This is a genomic window from Pantoea sp. CFCC18177 (genome assembly GCF_059412425.1).
Genome location: NZ_JBNBPL010000037.1, coordinates 25728 through 41131, shown reverse-complemented (window position 1 = coordinate 41131; position 15404 = coordinate 25728). Strand labels below are relative to the sequence as shown.

The window sequence follows — 15404 nt, the reverse complement described above, 5'->3', positions numbered from 1 at the left end:
GGAGCCCCACGCGGGGAGGCGTGGGGCAGTTCGCGGCCGACCATGGATGGTCATCCGCGAACGGTCCGTCCGGCACGACGTGGAAGTCGAAGGTACCGCTTAAGCGGCGCGAGGACGGCCCAGAGGGGGCAGTAGTGGCGGCAGAGCCCGCACAGAAAAGAAAGGCCACTTATCAATAATTTACCGATGAAACTAACGGGTTTTTTAGGATCCTTTGCAATTGCTGACTTTGCCAGCTATTGGTTGGGAAAAGCCCGAGGGGAACATCGCCGGGCAGAATAGAATATCCGTCTAACATCGTAGCCATTATCGAATGCTTTTGAGCAACCAGTGTTCGAATTCAATAAACTCACTCGATTGTGTAGGATATTCGTCGATGAGTTTTTGCATTTCGGTTTGCAGAGACTCCGGGCGATAGGCCACGCCCTGCAGGCGCACCGCAAGTGTTTCTAACGGGGCAGGATTGAGGCTATCAGTAAATATCTGGCTGCGGGTAATCACGCCGCGCTCAACATCAAAGTGGATTTCCACGCCGCCCCAAACAAAACGCTCTTGCAGCACATGTGAGAAATCCGGTGCCTGACCAAAATTCCATTCCCAACTGCTCTGACGCGCAAACTGCTCTTTAAATCCGGGCAAATCCGGCAATGCCAGTGGCGAGATGTACTCCGGTTCGCAGGTTTCCCGGTAGTAGGCAAAATAGGCAGCAATCACTTCACGGCAGATATCAGCAAAACTGATATCTGGGATGAACTCGGCCATATTGGCCACGCGAGAGCGCACAGAGGTAATGCCTTTGGCCTGAAGTTTCTTGATATCGGGATTGAGGTAATCCGCCAGCCGTGACAGGTCAGCATTCATCAAAAAGGTGCCGTGGTGGAAACCGCGATCTGGGGTTTCGCGGTAGGCAGACCCGGAAATCTTACGCATGACGCCTTCAACATCGACCACGATATCATTGCGCCCCGAGGCTTCCGCACGCAAGCCAAGCTTTTCCAGCGCTTGCAAGATGATGGCAGTTGAAACCGTTTTATCGTATTCCGGTTTGCCCGCCATAAAGGTAAAGCAGGCGTTACCCAGGTCATGAAACACGGCACCGCCGCCGCTGCTGCGTCGCGCCAGTTTGATGCCATCCTCAGCCATGCGCCGTGTGTTGCACTCTTTCCACGGATTTTGCGCGCGTCCGATGACCACGGTTTCCGCGTTCTGCCATAAAAACAGCACGCGCTGGGTGGTGGGCATTTGACGAAAGATGCATTCCTCAACCGCGAGGTTAAACCAGGGATCGTGTGAGTCAGAGATAAGTAAGCGTAAGGTGGACATCGTTCCTCCGGTTCCATGAGAAAGGGCAAGCGGGGGACAGAATACGCGTATTCAGGGGCGAAGGTAAGCAACCTGTGCTAAAGCCGTCCGGGGTCGCATGGGGGACAAGTATCAGCTCAAGTGCGGGCTTAAAAAAAGTGCGCATAAATGCGCACGCTACGGTTATCGAAATCTGTACGGTCGCCATTTATGGCGACCACGGATTACAGAATCGATTTCGCGGTCTTCACCACGTTCTCAACGGTGAAGCCGAACTCTTTGAACAGCAGCTCTGCCGGTGCAGACTCACCGAAGGTAGTCATGCCAACAATCGCGCCGTGCAGACCAGTGTATTTGAACCAGTAATCGGCGATACCGGCTTCAATGGCGACACGTGCAGCCACCGCTTTCGGCAGCACAGATTCACGGTATGCCGCGTCTTGCTTGTCGAAGGCGTCGGTAGATGGCATAGACACCACACGCACTTTACGGCCTTCGCCGGTCAGTTGCTCGTAAGCGGCGACAGCCAGCTCGACTTCTGAACCGGTCGCGATCAGGATCAGCTCTGGCGTGCCAGCGCAGTCTTTCAGCACGTAACCACCGCGTACCACGTTAGCCAGTTGCTCAGTGGTACGATCCTGCTGCGCCAGGTTCTGACGGGAGAACACCAGCACCGTTGGGCCGTCCAGGCGCTCAACTGCGTATTTCCACGCCACAGCCGACTCAACCTGATCGCACGGACGCCACAGGCTCATGTTGGGTGTCACGCGCAGGCTGGCCATCTGCTCAACCGGCTGGTGGGTTGGACCGTCCTCGCCCAGACCGATTGAGTCGTGGGTGTAGACCATGATCTGACGCACTTTCATCAGCGCAGCCATACGCGCAGCATTGCGGGCGTATTCAACAAACATCAGGAAGGTGGCGGTGTACGGCAGGAAACCACCGTGCAGGGCGATGCCGTTGGCGATAGCGGTCATACCGAATTCGCGCACGCCGTAATGGATATAGTTACCGGCAGCATCTTCATTGATCGGCTTAGAGCCAGACCACATGGTCAGGTTGCTGGGTGCCAGGTCAGCAGATCCACCCAGGTACTCTGGCAGGATCTTACCGAAGGCTTCAATAGCATTCTGAGAAGCTTTACGACTGGCGATTTTGGCTGGGTTAGCCTGCAGCTGTTCGATGAACTTCTGCGATTCACTGGCCCAATTGTCTGGCAACGCGTTATTCATACGGCGTTTGAACTCTGCAGCCAAATCCGGGTATGCCGCAGTATAAGCCGCTACTTTTTCATTCCATGCCGCTTCTCTGGCCTGACCGGCTTCTTTGGCATCCCACTGGGCATAGATATCTGAAGGAATGTCAAACGGGGCGTGGTTCCAACCCAGTTGCTTCCGGCTTAAGGCGATTTCGTCAACACCCAGCGGGGCACCGTGCGAATCATGGGTGCCCGCTTTGTTCGGCGAACCGAAACCGATGACTGTTTTGCACATCAGCAGTGAAGGTTTGTCGGTCACCGCTTTGGCTTCTTCAATTGCCTGCTTAATGGCGTCGCCATCGTGCCCGTCGACGCCACGTACCACGTGCCAGCCGTAAGACTCGAAACGCATCGCCGTGTCATCGGTGAACCAGCCATCAACGTGACCATCAATAGAAATGCCATTGTCATCATAGAAGGCCACCAGTTTGCCCAGTTTCAGGGTACCGGCGAGAGAGCACACTTCGTGTGAGATGCCTTCCATCATGCAACCGTCACCCATAAACACGTAAGTGTGGTGATCGACAATGTCATGGCCAGGGCGGTTAAACTGTGCCGCCAGTGTACGTTCAGCAATTGCGAAACCTACGGCGTTAGCGATGCCCTGACCGAGCGGGCCAGTGGTGGTCTCCACCCCCGGTGTATAGCCGTATTCCGGATGCCCTGGCGTTTTAGAATGCAACTGGCGGAAATTTTTCAGTTCAGCGATGGGCAAATCGTAGCCGGTGAGATGCAGCAGGCTATAAATCAGCATCGAACCGTGGCCATTAGACAGCACGAAGCGATCACGGTTGGCCCACTGAGGGTGAGTAGGGTTATGTTGCAAAAAATCAAGCCACAAAACTTCCGCGATATCCGCCATGCCCATCGGGGCACCCGGATGTCCTGAATTCGCTTGCTGAACGCCATCCATGCTCAATGCACGAATGGCGTTTGCTCTTTCCCGGCGTGTTGACATAAGGATTCTCCAGAGGTGGAAGTCGGCGATTATTTAGTATGTGAAACCTGTTCGTAGTAACCGATCTTCTCGACTTTGGCCGTTGAACCGCCGCCTTCAAATTCTGAAGCCAGCCAGGCGTTAACGATATTTTTCGCCAGCTCTGGACCAATCACGCGCGCGCCCATGGTCATGATCTGTGCGTTGTTGCTTTTACGGGCACGTTCGGCAGAGAAGGTGTCGTGGCATTGAGCGGCGCGCACGCCTTCAACCTTATTCGCCACAATGGCAACGCCGATACCGGTGCCGCACAGCAGGATGCCGCGCTCGAATTCATTTTTCTGAATGGCGGTGGCAAGCGCAAAAGCAACATCCGGGTACATAGGACGGTCGTTCTGCGCGTCATTGGTATAGTCCGTCACCTGAAAGTCTTTCTCTTCCAGCAGTTTCTTAATGATGTTTTTCAATTCGATAGCCGCATCATCGGCGCCAATAGCGATTGTTTTCATCGTCGTTCTCCAGCAGGTTGGGTTCCTATGCCTGAGCGTTTGTTACGTAGGCGATAAGATGTTCACTGACAGCCTGCCATAAATTCCATCATATGTTCAATGGTTGTTCATATGTTTTGAGTGCTGATTGCCCACCATAACAGGAGAGGAACGTAGTCCCAGCGCTGCTCAGCCGCTATTTTGCCGTATTCCTCCGATTTGGCAGCAAATTCAAATCTCATGAGCAGGCTCACACTTTCATCATTTGCAGTTGAGAGATGCACAATTATCCGTGTAGTGTTCATTTGTTCGCATAACGATACCAATGTACAAGAAGACCCATCGAGGACTCGAACATGTGTCATTTAAAACGTACCTCTCAGTACACCTGCACCCAGCGCCACTTTGGCAGCTGGTCAACACCAATCAAAAGCTTTAACCACGCACGTCACGGAGGTGCGTTATGAGTCAGCAAACCATGACAGCGGTTGAAAAATCCGCTATCAACAAAATCTCCTGGCGTCTGGTGCCCTTCGTGGCGCTGATGTTCTTTATCAACTTCCTTGACCGCACGGCGATTTCATTTGCTGGCCCTAACGGTATGACCCAAGACCTTGGTCTGACGGGCGTTCAGTTTGGTCTGGCATCGGGTATCTTCTTTATCGGCTACATCCTGCTGGAAGTGCCAAGCAACCTGGCGCTGCATAAGTTTGGTGCGCGTCGCTGGCTGGCACGCATCATGATCAGCTGGGGTATCGTTTCATTGCTGTTCACCTGGGTGAGCAGTGTGGAAGGGCTCTATACGTTGCGTCTGTTGCTGGGTATCGCCGAAGCGGGCTTTTTCCCAGGCGCGATTCTGTACCTGAGCATGTGGGTCCCAGGCCGTCATCGCAGCAAAATTCTGTCACTGTTCTATCTGGCGCAGCCGCTGACCGTGGTGTTCGGTGCACCGCTGGCAGCCGGATTGATCGAACAGCACGGTCTGTTTGGTCTGGACGGCTGGCGCGTGATGTTCCTGGGGGTTTCCGTCCCGGCGATTCTGATCGGTATTGCAGCGCTGTTCTGGCTGGTGGATTCCCCACGCCAGGCCAAATGGCTGACAGCCGAAGAGAAAACCTGGCTGACTAACGAACTGGATGCCGAGCACCAGCAGAAGCAGGGGCAACAGAAACACAGCCTGCGTTCAGTGATGGGTAATGGCCGTGTGTGGATGCTGTGCCTGATCTATTTCGGCTTTATCTATGGCCTGTATGCGTTGGCCTTCTTCCTGCCAACCATCATTGCTGGGTTCCAGCAGCAGTTTGGCACCACCTTTAACGTGATGCAGAAAGGCTTGATTACCGGCGTGCCATACCTCCTCGCGGCTGTGGTGATGTATTTCTGGTCAAAAGATGCCACTCGCCGCGGCTGTAAAACCTGGCACATTGCCATTCCGGCACTGGCGGGGGGGATCAGCGTGCCCCTGGCGCTGTATATGGACTCTCCGTTCACCACCATCATGGTCATTGCTATTACAGCCAGCTCAATCTTTGCTGCCTTACCGAATTTCTGGACACTGCCTACGCAGTTCCTGACGGGCGCATCCGCTGCGGCGGCGATTGCATTGATTAATACCTTAGGAAACGTGGCGGGCTTCTCCGCGGGCTATATCACCGGCGCACTGCATGACGCCACCAACAGCTACGTCTTACCGATGTTCGTGGTCGGTGGATTCATGCTGCTGTCTGCTGTCCTCATGTTGTTACTTAACCGCCGCCGTCCGCAGTCTCAGCCGACCTCTATCGCACAGGAGCACTAAAATGACTTACCTGTTTAATCAACCTTCAGCTTTTGCTGCTGAACTCATTGAAGGCTTTGTCGCCGCCAACGCCGATAAAGTTCGTCAGGTCACCGGTGGTGTGGTGCGCAGTACGCGCAGCCAGCCCAATACCGTTGCGGTGATTGTGGGCGGCGGTTCCGGTCATTATCCGGCCTTCGCCGGGTTGGTTGGACAAGGTCTGGCACATGGCGCGGCAATGGGTAACCTGTTTGCCTCGCCATCTGCCCAGCAGATTTACAACGTGGCGCGTGCGGCACATAACGGTGCGGGCGTGTTGTTGATGTTCGGAAACTATGCGGGTGACGTGTTGCACTTTGGCCAGGCTTGCGAACGCCTGCGTGCTGAAGGCATTGCCTGCGAGATTCTGGCGGTAACGGATGATATCTCCAGTGCCAGCAAAGACGAACTGGCGAAGCGCCGCGGCGTGGCCGGAGACTTATGCGTGTTCAAAGCCGCCTGTGCGGCGGCAGAAGCAGGTGATAATTTAGCCACCGTGCTGAAAAAATCACAGCATGCTAACGATCGTACCCGCACCTTTGGTGTGGCGTTCTCGGGCTGCACGCTGCCTGGTGCGTCTCATCCGCTGTTTGAAGTTGAAAAAGGGCGTATGGCGTTGGGATTAGGTATTCACGGCGAACCGGGTATCAGTGAAACCGCTGTTCCGCGTGCAGATGAACTGGCCGAAATCTTTGTCGAGCGCCTGTTGAGTGAATTGCCTGTCGATATCCAGCAAACTGAAGGTCAGCGCGTGGCGGTGATCCTGAATGGACTGGGGTCGGTGAAGTATGAAGAGCTGTTTGTGGTGTACCGCCGCGTCGCGCAATTGCTTGATGCGGCAGGATTGCAGGTGGTAGAGCCGGACGTGGGTGAGTTTGTCACCAGCTTTAATATGGCCGGTGTGTCACTGACCTTGATGTGGCTTGACGACGAGCTGGAAACACTGTGGCGCGCACCGGCTAATACGCCGGCTTACCGTAAAGGCAGCGTGTTGATTGCGGAACCGCTGAGCGCGGCAGAGTGTGAAGAAAGTAGCGAAGAAGCGTTGCCGCAGGCCTCTGTTGAGTCGCAGCAAAGCGCGCAGCGCGTGTTGCAGACATTAGAAGCCGTTGCCGACCTGTTACAACGTAACGCTGGCAAGTTGGGTGATATTGATGCGGTAGCTGGAGATGGCGACCACGGCATTGGTATGGAGCGCGGTGTTCTTGGTGCCGTAGAAAAAGCGCGTGAAGTGGCTGCGCGCGGTGCGGGTGCGGGCAGCTTGCTGTGCCGTGCTGCAGATGCCTGGGCAGATAAAGCCGGTGGTACTTCAGGTGCATTGTGGGGCGTAGCCTTGACGGCGCTGGGTACGGCAATCGGCGATCAGCAATCACCGAATGCGCAGCGCGTTGCAACGGGCGTGCGAGAAGCCAAAGAGGGCATCATGCACTTTGGTAAAGCGAAAGTCGGCGATAAGACTATGGTGGATGTGCTGGTGCCATTCAGCGACAGCCTGAATGCCTCGGTTGCTGAGGGTTCGTCACTCACTGAAGCATGGTTGGCTGCAGCGAAAATCGCGGACAAAGCAGCTCAGGATACTGCGCAACTGGTGCCAAAAATGGGCCGTGCGCGTCCTTTAGCAGAAAAAAGTGTGGGTACGCCTGATGCCGGTGCGATTTCGCTGGCGATGATCGTCAACACGGTCGGCGACCTGCTAAAAGAATACCGTGCCTCTCAGCAAGGAGCCTAATGATGTCTCAGCCTAAAATCTGGCTTGGCGTGAGCCTGAAAATGTACTTCGGCTACCAGCAAACGTTGGACTGGTGCCGCAAAGTGGCCGGATTGGCGCAGCTTCCGGCTGTCAAAAACGGCGACGTAGGCTTATTTGTTTTGCCGGCCTATCCGGCAATTCCGGCGATTGCCGAGATTTTTTCCCGCACGCCAATACGCTTCGGCGGACAGGATGTCTGTCAGGCGGAAAACGGTGCCTGGACCGGCGAAGTCAGCGCCAGCATGTTGCAGGAGTTGGGCTGTTCCCTGGCTGAAATTGGCCATGCTGAGCGCCGCCGTCATTTTCATGAAGATAAAGCGCAAATTGCGGCCAAGGTGGCGAGGTCATTGCGCCACGGTTTGACGCCGGTGCTGTGCATCGGGGAAGAGCAACAGGCTGAACCGGAGCAGGCGATTGCACTGTGCGAGCAGCAACTCGCCGAAGCGCTGGCCGATGCCACGCAGCAAGGATTACGCGGTGAAGTGTTCTTCGCCTATGAACCACAGTGGGCGATTGGTGCGCCGCAACCTGCACCTGACAGTTACATTCGTGCGGTATGCGCGGGCTTGCAGCAATTGAAAACGCCTGAAGGCATTACCTTGAAGATTATCTACGGCGGCAGTGCTGGGCCGGGGCTGATTCAACGCCTGGGGGCAGATGTGGATGGTCTGTTCCTTGGTCGCTTTGCCCATGATCCGCATGCGCTGGCGCAAATTATTGAAGAAGCCAGCGTGCTGGCAAAGGAGATCCGTTAATGAGCCGTATCGGACTCAGTACTTATGCCTTTTTCTGGCGTATGTCCAGCAAAGTGCCGCATCCCCTGACGCTGGAGCAGATGTTGCAACAGACCGCAGAGATGGATGTGTCGGTATTCCAGATTTGTGACTACCCAGCGATAGAGAGTTGGTCTGACGAACAGTTGCAGGCGCTGCGTCAGCAGGCTGATACGCTGGGTATCACGCTTGAGCTGGGCACGCGTGGGTTGGGCACGGCCCATCTGCGTCGCTATTTGCACATGGCCAACATTCTTGATGCGCGTGTGGTGCGCTCGATGTTCTATACCGCCGATCATCGTCCGTCACTGGATGAAGCAGCAGAATTAATTGGTGCGGTGTTGCCTGATTTCGCCCGCCAGCAAGTACGCCTCTGCCTTGAGACCTATGAGCAGGTGAACAGTGGCGCCATGATGTCGGTGATCAATAAGTTTCTGTCGCCGTGGCTGTGCGTCTGTCTGGACCCGGCAAACTGTGTTGCCGGACTGGAACTGCCGGAGCAGGTGGTCGCCAATACCGCAGCACGCGTTGGCAATCTGCATATCAAAGATTTCGCCTTCACCCGGCGTGATGGCTGGGTCGGCTTTACCTTTGCCGGTTGCCCGATGGGCGAAGGGCTACTGGATTACGACCGGATGATCGCCAGCGTGCGCCCGGTCGAAAGAGAGATTAACCAAATCGTCGAACACTGGTTGCCGTGGCAAGACGATGCCACGTTGACCTGCGAGCGAGAAGCCGAATGGACTCGCCGCACCGTTGAATTCTTACGTAGTAAACAAGATCAGGAGTAACACACATGAGCAATGCATTGAAAACCATCACCGTGATTGGCGCGGGCGGCAAAATGGGTATGCGTATTTCTGCCAACTTCCAGAAAAGCGATTACCAGGTGTTTTACGTTGAGAACTCACCAAAAGCACAGGAACAAGTTACCGCTCAAGGTCGCGAATTGTCTGATGCTGCCTCAGTGGTGCCTTTGAGTGACGTGGTGATTCTGGCGGTGCCAGATATCGTTTTGGGCAAAGTGTCTGAAGGCGTGGTACCGCAGATGAAGGCAGGCGCGATTCTGCTGACCCTCGACCCGGCTGCAGCCTACGCGAATCTGATTGCCCATCGTGAGGGTATTGAGTATGCGGTTGCGCATCCTTGCCATCCATCCGTGTTCCTGGAGCGCTACACCAAAGAAGAGCACGCTGATGCCTTCGGCGGCATCGCCGCTGTTCAGCACGTAGCGGCTTCTTATGAAACCGGCAGCGACGCACAGAAAGCCGAGCTCAGCAAAGTGATCAGCGTGATGTACGGCCCGGTGGAGGAAGTGCACTGGGTCACCGTGACGCAGCTGGCTTATCTGGAGCCAACGCTGGTAGAAACTGTGGCCTGTATGGTCGGTGCCTTTATGAAAGAAGCGCTGGATGAGACCGTGAAACACAGCGGTGTACCAGAAGAAGCCGCTAAAGCGATGCTGTATGGTCATATTCAGATCGCACTGGCCGTGGCCTTCCGTGCAACAAACCCGTTCTCTGATGCCTGCATGATCGCCATGGAGTACGGCCGTGAGAAGATTGTGAAGCCAGACTGGAAGCAGATCTTCGATCAGAAAGAACTGGATATCGTGATTGCCCGCATGCTGAAAATCGACGCGATCAAGCGTTAAGCGTGATGTGGTCAACGACTCGCATCGTCGCTGTCTGGCGAAGCGAGTCGTATCAATGATATAACTCCTTCCTCAAATCAAGTGTCACGATACAAGACAGGTAACGGATGGAAAAAAACACGCTTTCTCAGGACTCCGAGCTGCTGACAGAAATTGCAGTGGCTTATTATCAGGACGAAATCACCCAGGAGGAGATTGCGCGTAAGTTTGGGATTTCCCGCATTAAGGTAGGTCGCTTGCTCAAACGTGCGCGTGAAGAGGGCATCGTCGAAATTAATGTGCGCTACCATCCGGTGTTCAGTACGCGTCTTGAACAACAACTGCAAAATCGTTTCCCGCAACTGCAACGCGCATTGATCGCCCTGGATTCCCCCGATGATGAAGAACAGCGCCGTCAGGTGGCTGCGCTCGTCTCCTCGCATCTTGCCCAGTCGCTAAAAGATAACGCCATTGTCGCGGTAGGACAGGGGCGCAATGTTGCCGCCGTCGCCGATTATCCTGGTCAGGTTCCCACGCGCAACTGTCTGTTTATCAGCGGGATTGGGGGTACTCATCGTCCGGGTGATGCGATTAATGCTGACCACATTAGCCGTCGTCTGGCGAAGAAGTTTGGTGGCATCAGTGAAACCCTGTATGCGCCGGCCTACGTCGAAAACCGCGGGTTACGTGATGCCTTTATGCAAAACGGCACCATTAAAGAGACGCTAGACCGTGCACGTAAAGCCGATGTCGCTTTAGTGGGCATCGGGGATATGAATGAAAACAGTTATATGGTGAAACTGGGCTGGTTTACGCCGCACGAAATTATTGATGCGCACGTTAATCAGGGCGTGACAGGCGATGTTGCTGGCTATGACTTCTTTAATGCGCAGGGACAACATGTGGACACGGTAATGAATGATCGTGTGATTGGTCTCAGCATCGAAGAGTTACGTAAGATCCCCTGTGTGATTGCCATTGCCTCAGAGAATACCAAAGCGCTGGCGATTCTCGGCGCACTGCGCACCGGCGCGATCGATATTGTGGCGACCACTGCACAGAATATCCGCACGATTTTGAGTATGTCGCAGTAATTTAGAATCACTGTTCGCTCAAGAGAGTTTATAAGATCTTAAATCAACGGCGATTATCGCCGTTGATAACAAGTTTTATAAACTTTCCTTGCGGTCGAATGCTGTCATTTTTTGCCAGTCACTCAACCGTCACTCCAGTTACATAAATCCTTCATTTCCCTACGCTAGCTTACCGCCATTCTGTTTTCAGGACTGCGGATGCATGAGCCATCTTTCGCTTCATCACATTACTAAAGCCTGGGGTGAAAAAATTGCCCTGGACAACATCAGCTTCGATGCCGCAGAAGGCAGCTTTGTCGCGCTACTTGGTCCCTCTGGTTGTGGTAAATCGACACTGCTTCGCACCATAGCAGGACTGGAAACCGCAGACAGCGGTCAGATCCATTTTAAACACAGCGACATCACTCATTTGCCACCCTCACAGCGCAAGCTCTCAATGGTGTTTCAGTCCTATGCGCTGTTTCCGCACCTCAACGTGCGGGAGAACCTGCTGTTTGGTTTGAAAGCACGCGGTGAAGATAAGCAGTCATTCGCCTCGCGGCTTGATGATGTCAGCAAGTTGATGGAACTGGATAAACTGCTGGAACGCTTGCCCTCGCAACTCTCTGGTGGGCAGCAGCAACGCGTGGCGTTGGGTAGGGCGGTGATCGCCAATAACAATCTGTGTCTGATGGACGAGCCATTATCCAATCTTGATGCCAAGCTGCGCCAAAGCATGCGTCGCGAGATCCGCGCGTTACAGAAGAAGCTGGGACTGACCATGCTGTATGTCACGCATGACCAGACAGAAGCCATGAGCATGGCTGACAGCATCATCCTGCTCAATGACGGCCAGATTGAACAGCACGGCACACCGAACGATCTCTATAACAATCCGGCCAGTATCTTTGCTGCCCAGTTTATCGGCGCGCCACCGATGAACATCCTGCCGCTGCATGCGAAGGGTGAGCATCACTATCTCAGCCATTTACAGACTCCGGTGGTGGAGCATTGCGATGAGGTCGCGCTGAGCCTCGGGCTGCGTGCCGAAGATATCCAGCTGATTTCCCCCGCCAGTGCGGCACTGACTGCGCGCGTTGTCAGTTACGAATATATGGGGGCTGACACCTTACTGGCCTGCCAGTTGGCTGGATTGAGCGAAGTTATCACCGTCAAAGTGCCCGGCATGCAGCGCTATGACGAGGGCAGCCAGGTGGGATTGCAGTGGTCTGCCGCCCGCCAATACCTGTTTTCAACCACCAGTGGCAAACGCAGCACCTCCGCTGAACAACACATGTTTGCTTCACAGAATAAATACGCTGTTTAACCGTTGTTTTTCGCCCAAGGGAAAATCATGTCTGCGATCCGTTACTCACGTCTGGCCTCTGCTGTACTACTTTGCGTCACTGCCTCGGCCTTTGCGGCCGATCCTGTCAAATTGCAGATGTACTATCCGATCGCGGTGGGTGGCAAAGTCAGCCATACCGTTGACGCGCTGGTCGCTGATTTCGAAAAAGTGCATCCGGAAGTGAGCATTCAACCGGTGTACACCGGTGACTACTCGACGACAGTCACCAAAGCACTGACCGCCTTCCGTGGCGGTAATGCGCCACAACTGGCGGTGATCGGTGATATTGAAGCCTATTCGCTGATTGATGCGGGTGCGATTGTTGCCGCCAGCGATCTGGCAACCGGTGATGAGGGTAAAAAGTGGATCGAAGGTTTCTATCCGGCGTTTCTGCGTCATATTGACGGCAAGGTCTGGGGTGTGCCGTTCCAGCGATCGACTATCGTGATGTTCTGGAACAAGCAGGCGTTCGATAAAGCTGGCCTGAATGCTGATACTCCACCGGCCAACTGGCAGCAAGTGGTCGATTTTGGTAAGAAACTGACCATCAAAAATGGCAATGATGTGAGTCAGTGGGGCATCGAAATCCCCTCAACGCCAATTGGTTACTGGACCTTCCAGGGATTGTCTGCCACCAATGGCGGTCGCCTGGATAATGGCAAGGGCACTGCGGTCAATTTCAATACGCCGGGCAATATTGAGACCCTGCAGTGGCTGACCGATTTGGGTCAGAAAGAAGAGGTCTCACCAAAAGGCGCGATCGCCTGGGGCACAACGCCGCAGGATTTCATCAGCGGGAAAACCGCCATGATGGTGACGACTACCGGCAATCTGACCAACGTGCGTGATAACGCTAAATTCCCGTTTGGCGTGGCCATGCTGCCAGAGAAAACCCAGCGCGGCAGCCCAACCGGGGGTGGCAACCTTTACGTCTTCAAAAATGGCTCACCTGAGCAGCAAAAAGCAGCAATGGAGTTTATCCGTTGGGTGACGTCGCCTGAGCAGGCCGCGCGTTGGAGTATCGCAACAGGTTACGTCGCAACGTCTCCAGCTGCATGGGACACCGCTGTGATGAAGGATTACGTGAAACAAGTGCCTCAGGCACTGGTGGCTCGCGAGCAGTTGAAATATGCCCAGCCAGAACTCTCTACTTACAACAGCGTGCAGATTCAGGATGCACTCAATCATGCGGTAGAAGCCGCAGTGACGCAGGCCAAAACCCCTGCTGAAGCGCTGGAAGGTGCACAGAAGCAAGCCGATCGCCTGTTAAAATCGTATCAGTAACGGAAGCGCTATGAGCACGACTCTCACCAGTATGCCGTTGCATCGTCCGCGTTTATGGTCGATGCAACTTTATGGATATCTGTTAATTCTACCGGCGCTGTGTTTTTTGCTGCTGTTCACTCACTATCCTGCGGTAGCAACCGTCTGGGAGAGTCTGTTCAGTGCTTCGCGTAGTAACCATCCAGCCCATTTTGTCGGGCTGGATAATTATCTGGCCTTGCTCGATGACGATATCTTCATCCAGTCGCTGTGGAACAATCTGCTGTATGCGTTGATCACCATTCCTCTGGCCGTCATCCTGGCCTTGCTGATGGCGCTGGCAGTAAATCGCCGTCTGGCGGGTAACTCACTGGTGCGTGCTGCGTTCTTTATTCCTTCACTGTTGCCTATGATTGCCATCGCGAATCTGTGGCTGTTTTTCTATACGCCGCAGTTAGGGTTACTCAATAAGTTGCTGGCGCTGTTTTCGTTGCCTGCGGTGAACTGGCTTGGTGAACCTGGTACATCTCTATATTGCTTGATGGCAGTGTCGGTGTGGCGTGAGGCCGGATTCTTTATGATCTTTTATCTTGCTGCATTGCAGCAGATCGATCCGCGTCTGAGTGAAGCTGCAGAGATTGAAGGAGCGTCACGCGGATATTTTTTCCGACGCGTGCAGTGGCCACTGCTGATGCCCACCACGCTGTTTGTGTTGATCAATGCATCTATGAATGCCTTCCGCATTGTTGATCAGGTGATTGCGATGACCAACGGCGGGCCTAACAACAGCAGTAGTCTGCTGCTGTTCTATATCTATCGCACCGCGTTCAGCTTCTGGGATATGCCTGCGGCGGCTGCGATGACAGTAGTACTACTGGTGATTCTGGCGGCGATTGCGCTGATTAAATTTAACCTGCTGGACAAGCGAGCTCACTATCAATGAAGACAACAGATTCGTTGGGTGGCAAGTGTTTGAACCTGGTCATTTGGCTGGCCGCGCTACTGTGGTTTCTGCCAATACTGGTGGCATTATGGGTGGCGATTCATCCCGCTTCGGATCAGGCCAGCTTCTCGCTGTTATCCCCTCTGACGTTTGATAATTTTATCAACGCCTGGCATGCCGCACCCTTTGCACGCTACTTCCTCAATACCACGCTGCTGGTACTGATGATTGTGGTGGTGCAACTGATTCTGGCGACCATGGCGGCTTACGCTCTGGTGCGCTTCAAAATGAAGTTCTCAGGATGCATCTTCGCGCTGATTTTGCTGCAACTCATGATCAGCCCCGATGTGTTGATTCTGAATAACTACAAAACCATCGGCGCACTGGGTTTGCGCGATACCTTGACGGGCATCGCACTGCCTTATTTTGCCTCTGCTTTTGCTATCTTCCTGCTGCGTCAGACGTTCAAAAGCATTCCGCTGGTGCTGGAAGAGGCGGCAATAGTGGAAGGGGCGAGTCGCTTTTATATTCTGCGTAAAATCTATATGCCGTTGGCAAAGCCGATTTATATCGCCTTTGCGCTGGTGTCGATCAGTTTCCACTGGAATGATTTCCTGTGGCCGTTGGTGATTACCGACTCGGTTAATGTGCGACCACTGACCGTGGGATTACAGTTATTTTCCGCGCCGGAGCAGGGCGTGCAATGGGCGCTGATTGGGGCGGCGACGTTGATGACCAGCTTGCCATTGCTGGTGTTGTTCCTGATTTTTCAGCGTCAGTTTATTCAGTCATTTATGCGTGCCGGTATTCGCTAAGGAGT

At 54.1% G+C, this 15404-nt stretch carries 13 protein-coding genes; 10 read left to right on the top strand and 3 right to left on the bottom strand.

The window, feature by feature from the left end:
* Positions 1 to 306: 306 nt before the first annotated feature.
* From lplA to ACPUC8_RS24685, 3 genes are all read right to left on the bottom strand, one after another.
* Positions 307 to 1323: a lipoate--protein ligase gene (lplA, locus tag ACPUC8_RS24695; RefSeq protein WP_494927655.1), complete on the bottom strand. Its 1017-nt coding sequence runs from the start codon at positions 1321 to 1323 to the stop codon at positions 307 to 309.
* A 203-nt stretch (positions 1324 to 1526) separates the two neighbouring features.
* Positions 1527 to 3518 carry a transketolase gene (gene tkt / locus ACPUC8_RS24690; RefSeq protein WP_494927654.1) on the bottom strand — a complete coding sequence of 664 codons (1992 nt, stop codon included), beginning with the start codon at positions 3516 to 3518 and terminating at the stop codon, positions 1527 to 1529.
* 29 nt (positions 3519 to 3547) lie between these two features.
* Positions 3548 to 4006, bottom strand: coding sequence for an RpiB/LacA/LacB family sugar-phosphate isomerase (locus ACPUC8_RS24685; RefSeq protein ID WP_039328632.1), 459 nt, complete (start codon positions 4004 to 4006; stop codon positions 3548 to 3550).
* A 442-nt stretch (positions 4007 to 4448) separates the two neighbouring features.
* Between ACPUC8_RS24685 and ACPUC8_RS24680 the strand changes: the two genes are divergently transcribed.
* The 10 genes from ACPUC8_RS24680 to ACPUC8_RS24635 all read left to right on the top strand — a co-directional run bounded on the left by ACPUC8_RS24680 (position 4449) and on the right by ACPUC8_RS24635 (position 15399).
* Positions 4449 to 5783 carry an MFS transporter gene (locus ACPUC8_RS24680; RefSeq protein ID WP_494927653.1) on the top strand — a complete coding sequence of 445 codons (1335 nt, stop codon included), beginning with the start codon at positions 4449 to 4451 and terminating at the stop codon, positions 5781 to 5783.
* 1 nt (position 5784) lies between these two features.
* Positions 5785 to 7530 (top strand): dihydroxyacetone kinase family protein, encoded by a 1746-nt coding sequence (locus ACPUC8_RS24675; RefSeq protein ID WP_494927652.1) that lies wholly within the window; start codon positions 5785 to 5787, stop codon positions 7528 to 7530.
* A gap of 2 nt (positions 7531 to 7532) precedes the next feature.
* The gene (locus ACPUC8_RS24670) at positions 7533 to 8306 is read left to right on the top strand and encodes a triose-phosphate isomerase family protein (protein WP_494927651.1); all 774 of its coding nucleotides are present in this window, start codon (positions 7533 to 7535) and stop codon (positions 8304 to 8306) included.
* Positions 8306 to 9115 (top strand): sugar phosphate isomerase/epimerase family protein, encoded by an 810-nt coding sequence (locus ACPUC8_RS24665; RefSeq protein WP_494927650.1) that lies wholly within the window; start codon positions 8306 to 8308, stop codon positions 9113 to 9115. Before ACPUC8_RS24670 ends, ACPUC8_RS24665 begins: the two co-directional genes overlap by 1 nt.
* 5 nt (positions 9116 to 9120) lie before the next feature.
* On the top strand, positions 9121 to 9978 hold the full coding sequence (locus ACPUC8_RS24660; RefSeq protein ID WP_039328639.1) for a phosphogluconate dehydrogenase C-terminal domain-containing protein: 858 nt from the start codon (positions 9121 to 9123) through the stop codon (positions 9976 to 9978).
* Between the two features lie 107 nt (positions 9979 to 10085).
* Entirely contained in the window at positions 10086 to 11051 is a 966-nt protein-coding gene (locus ACPUC8_RS24655; protein ID WP_039328640.1) for a sugar-binding transcriptional regulator, read from the top strand.
* Positions 11052 to 11253: 202 nt separating this feature from the next.
* Positions 11254 to 12357 (top strand): ABC transporter ATP-binding protein, encoded by a 1104-nt coding sequence (locus ACPUC8_RS24650; RefSeq protein WP_494927649.1) that lies wholly within the window; start codon positions 11254 to 11256, stop codon positions 12355 to 12357.
* 27 nt (positions 12358 to 12384) lie between these two features.
* Entirely contained in the window at positions 12385 to 13662 is a 1278-nt protein-coding gene (locus ACPUC8_RS24645; protein ID WP_039328642.1) for an ABC transporter substrate-binding protein, read from the top strand.
* Positions 13663 to 13672: 10 nt separating this feature from the next.
* Positions 13673 to 14584, top strand: a complete 912-nt coding sequence (locus tag ACPUC8_RS24640) for a carbohydrate ABC transporter permease (protein WP_058972748.1) — start codon at positions 13673 to 13675, stop codon at positions 14582 to 14584.
* Complete coding sequence (locus tag ACPUC8_RS24635) at positions 14581 to 15399, top strand: carbohydrate ABC transporter permease (RefSeq protein ID WP_039328645.1); 819 nt, start codon at positions 14581 to 14583, stop codon at positions 15397 to 15399. Before ACPUC8_RS24640 ends, ACPUC8_RS24635 begins: the two co-directional genes overlap by 4 nt.
* Positions 15400 to 15404 lie beyond the last annotated feature (5 nt).

Bases quoted from the DNA above. Each gene is read 5' to 3' on its own strand.
- ACPUC8_RS24640 (WP_058972748.1), top strand. From the start codon at position 13,673: ATGAGCACGACTCTCACCAGTATGCCGTTGCATCGTCCGCGTTTATGG.
- ACPUC8_RS24670 (WP_494927651.1), top strand. From the start codon at position 7,533: ATGTCTCAGCCTAAAATCTGGCTTGGCGTGAGCCTGAAAATGTACTTC.
- ACPUC8_RS24665 (WP_494927650.1), top strand. From the start codon at position 8,306: ATGAGCCGTATCGGACTCAGTACTTATGCCTTTTTCTGGCGTATGTCC.
- ACPUC8_RS24650 (WP_494927649.1), top strand. From the start codon at position 11,254: ATGAGCCATCTTTCGCTTCATCACATTACTAAAGCCTGGGGTGAAAAA.
- tkt (WP_494927654.1), bottom strand. From the start codon at position 3,518: ATGTCAACACGCCGGGAAAGAGCAAACGCCATTCGTGCATTGAGCATG.
- lplA (WP_494927655.1), bottom strand. From the start codon at position 1,323: ATGTCCACCTTACGCTTACTTATCTCTGACTCACACGATCCCTGGTTT.
- ACPUC8_RS24660 (WP_039328639.1), top strand. From the start codon at position 9,121: ATGAGCAATGCATTGAAAACCATCACCGTGATTGGCGCGGGCGGCAAA.
- ACPUC8_RS24635 (WP_039328645.1), top strand. From the start codon at position 14,581: ATGAAGACAACAGATTCGTTGGGTGGCAAGTGTTTGAACCTGGTCATT.
- ACPUC8_RS24675 (WP_494927652.1), top strand. From the start codon at position 5,785: ATGACTTACCTGTTTAATCAACCTTCAGCTTTTGCTGCTGAACTCATT.
- ACPUC8_RS24680 (WP_494927653.1), top strand. From the start codon at position 4,449: ATGAGTCAGCAAACCATGACAGCGGTTGAAAAATCCGCTATCAACAAA.
- ACPUC8_RS24685 (WP_039328632.1), bottom strand. From the start codon at position 4,006: ATGAAAACAATCGCTATTGGCGCCGATGATGCGGCTATCGAATTGAAA.
- ACPUC8_RS24655 (WP_039328640.1), top strand. From the start codon at position 10,086: ATGGAAAAAAACACGCTTTCTCAGGACTCCGAGCTGCTGACAGAAATT.
- ACPUC8_RS24645 (WP_039328642.1), top strand. From the start codon at position 12,385: ATGTCTGCGATCCGTTACTCACGTCTGGCCTCTGCTGTACTACTTTGC.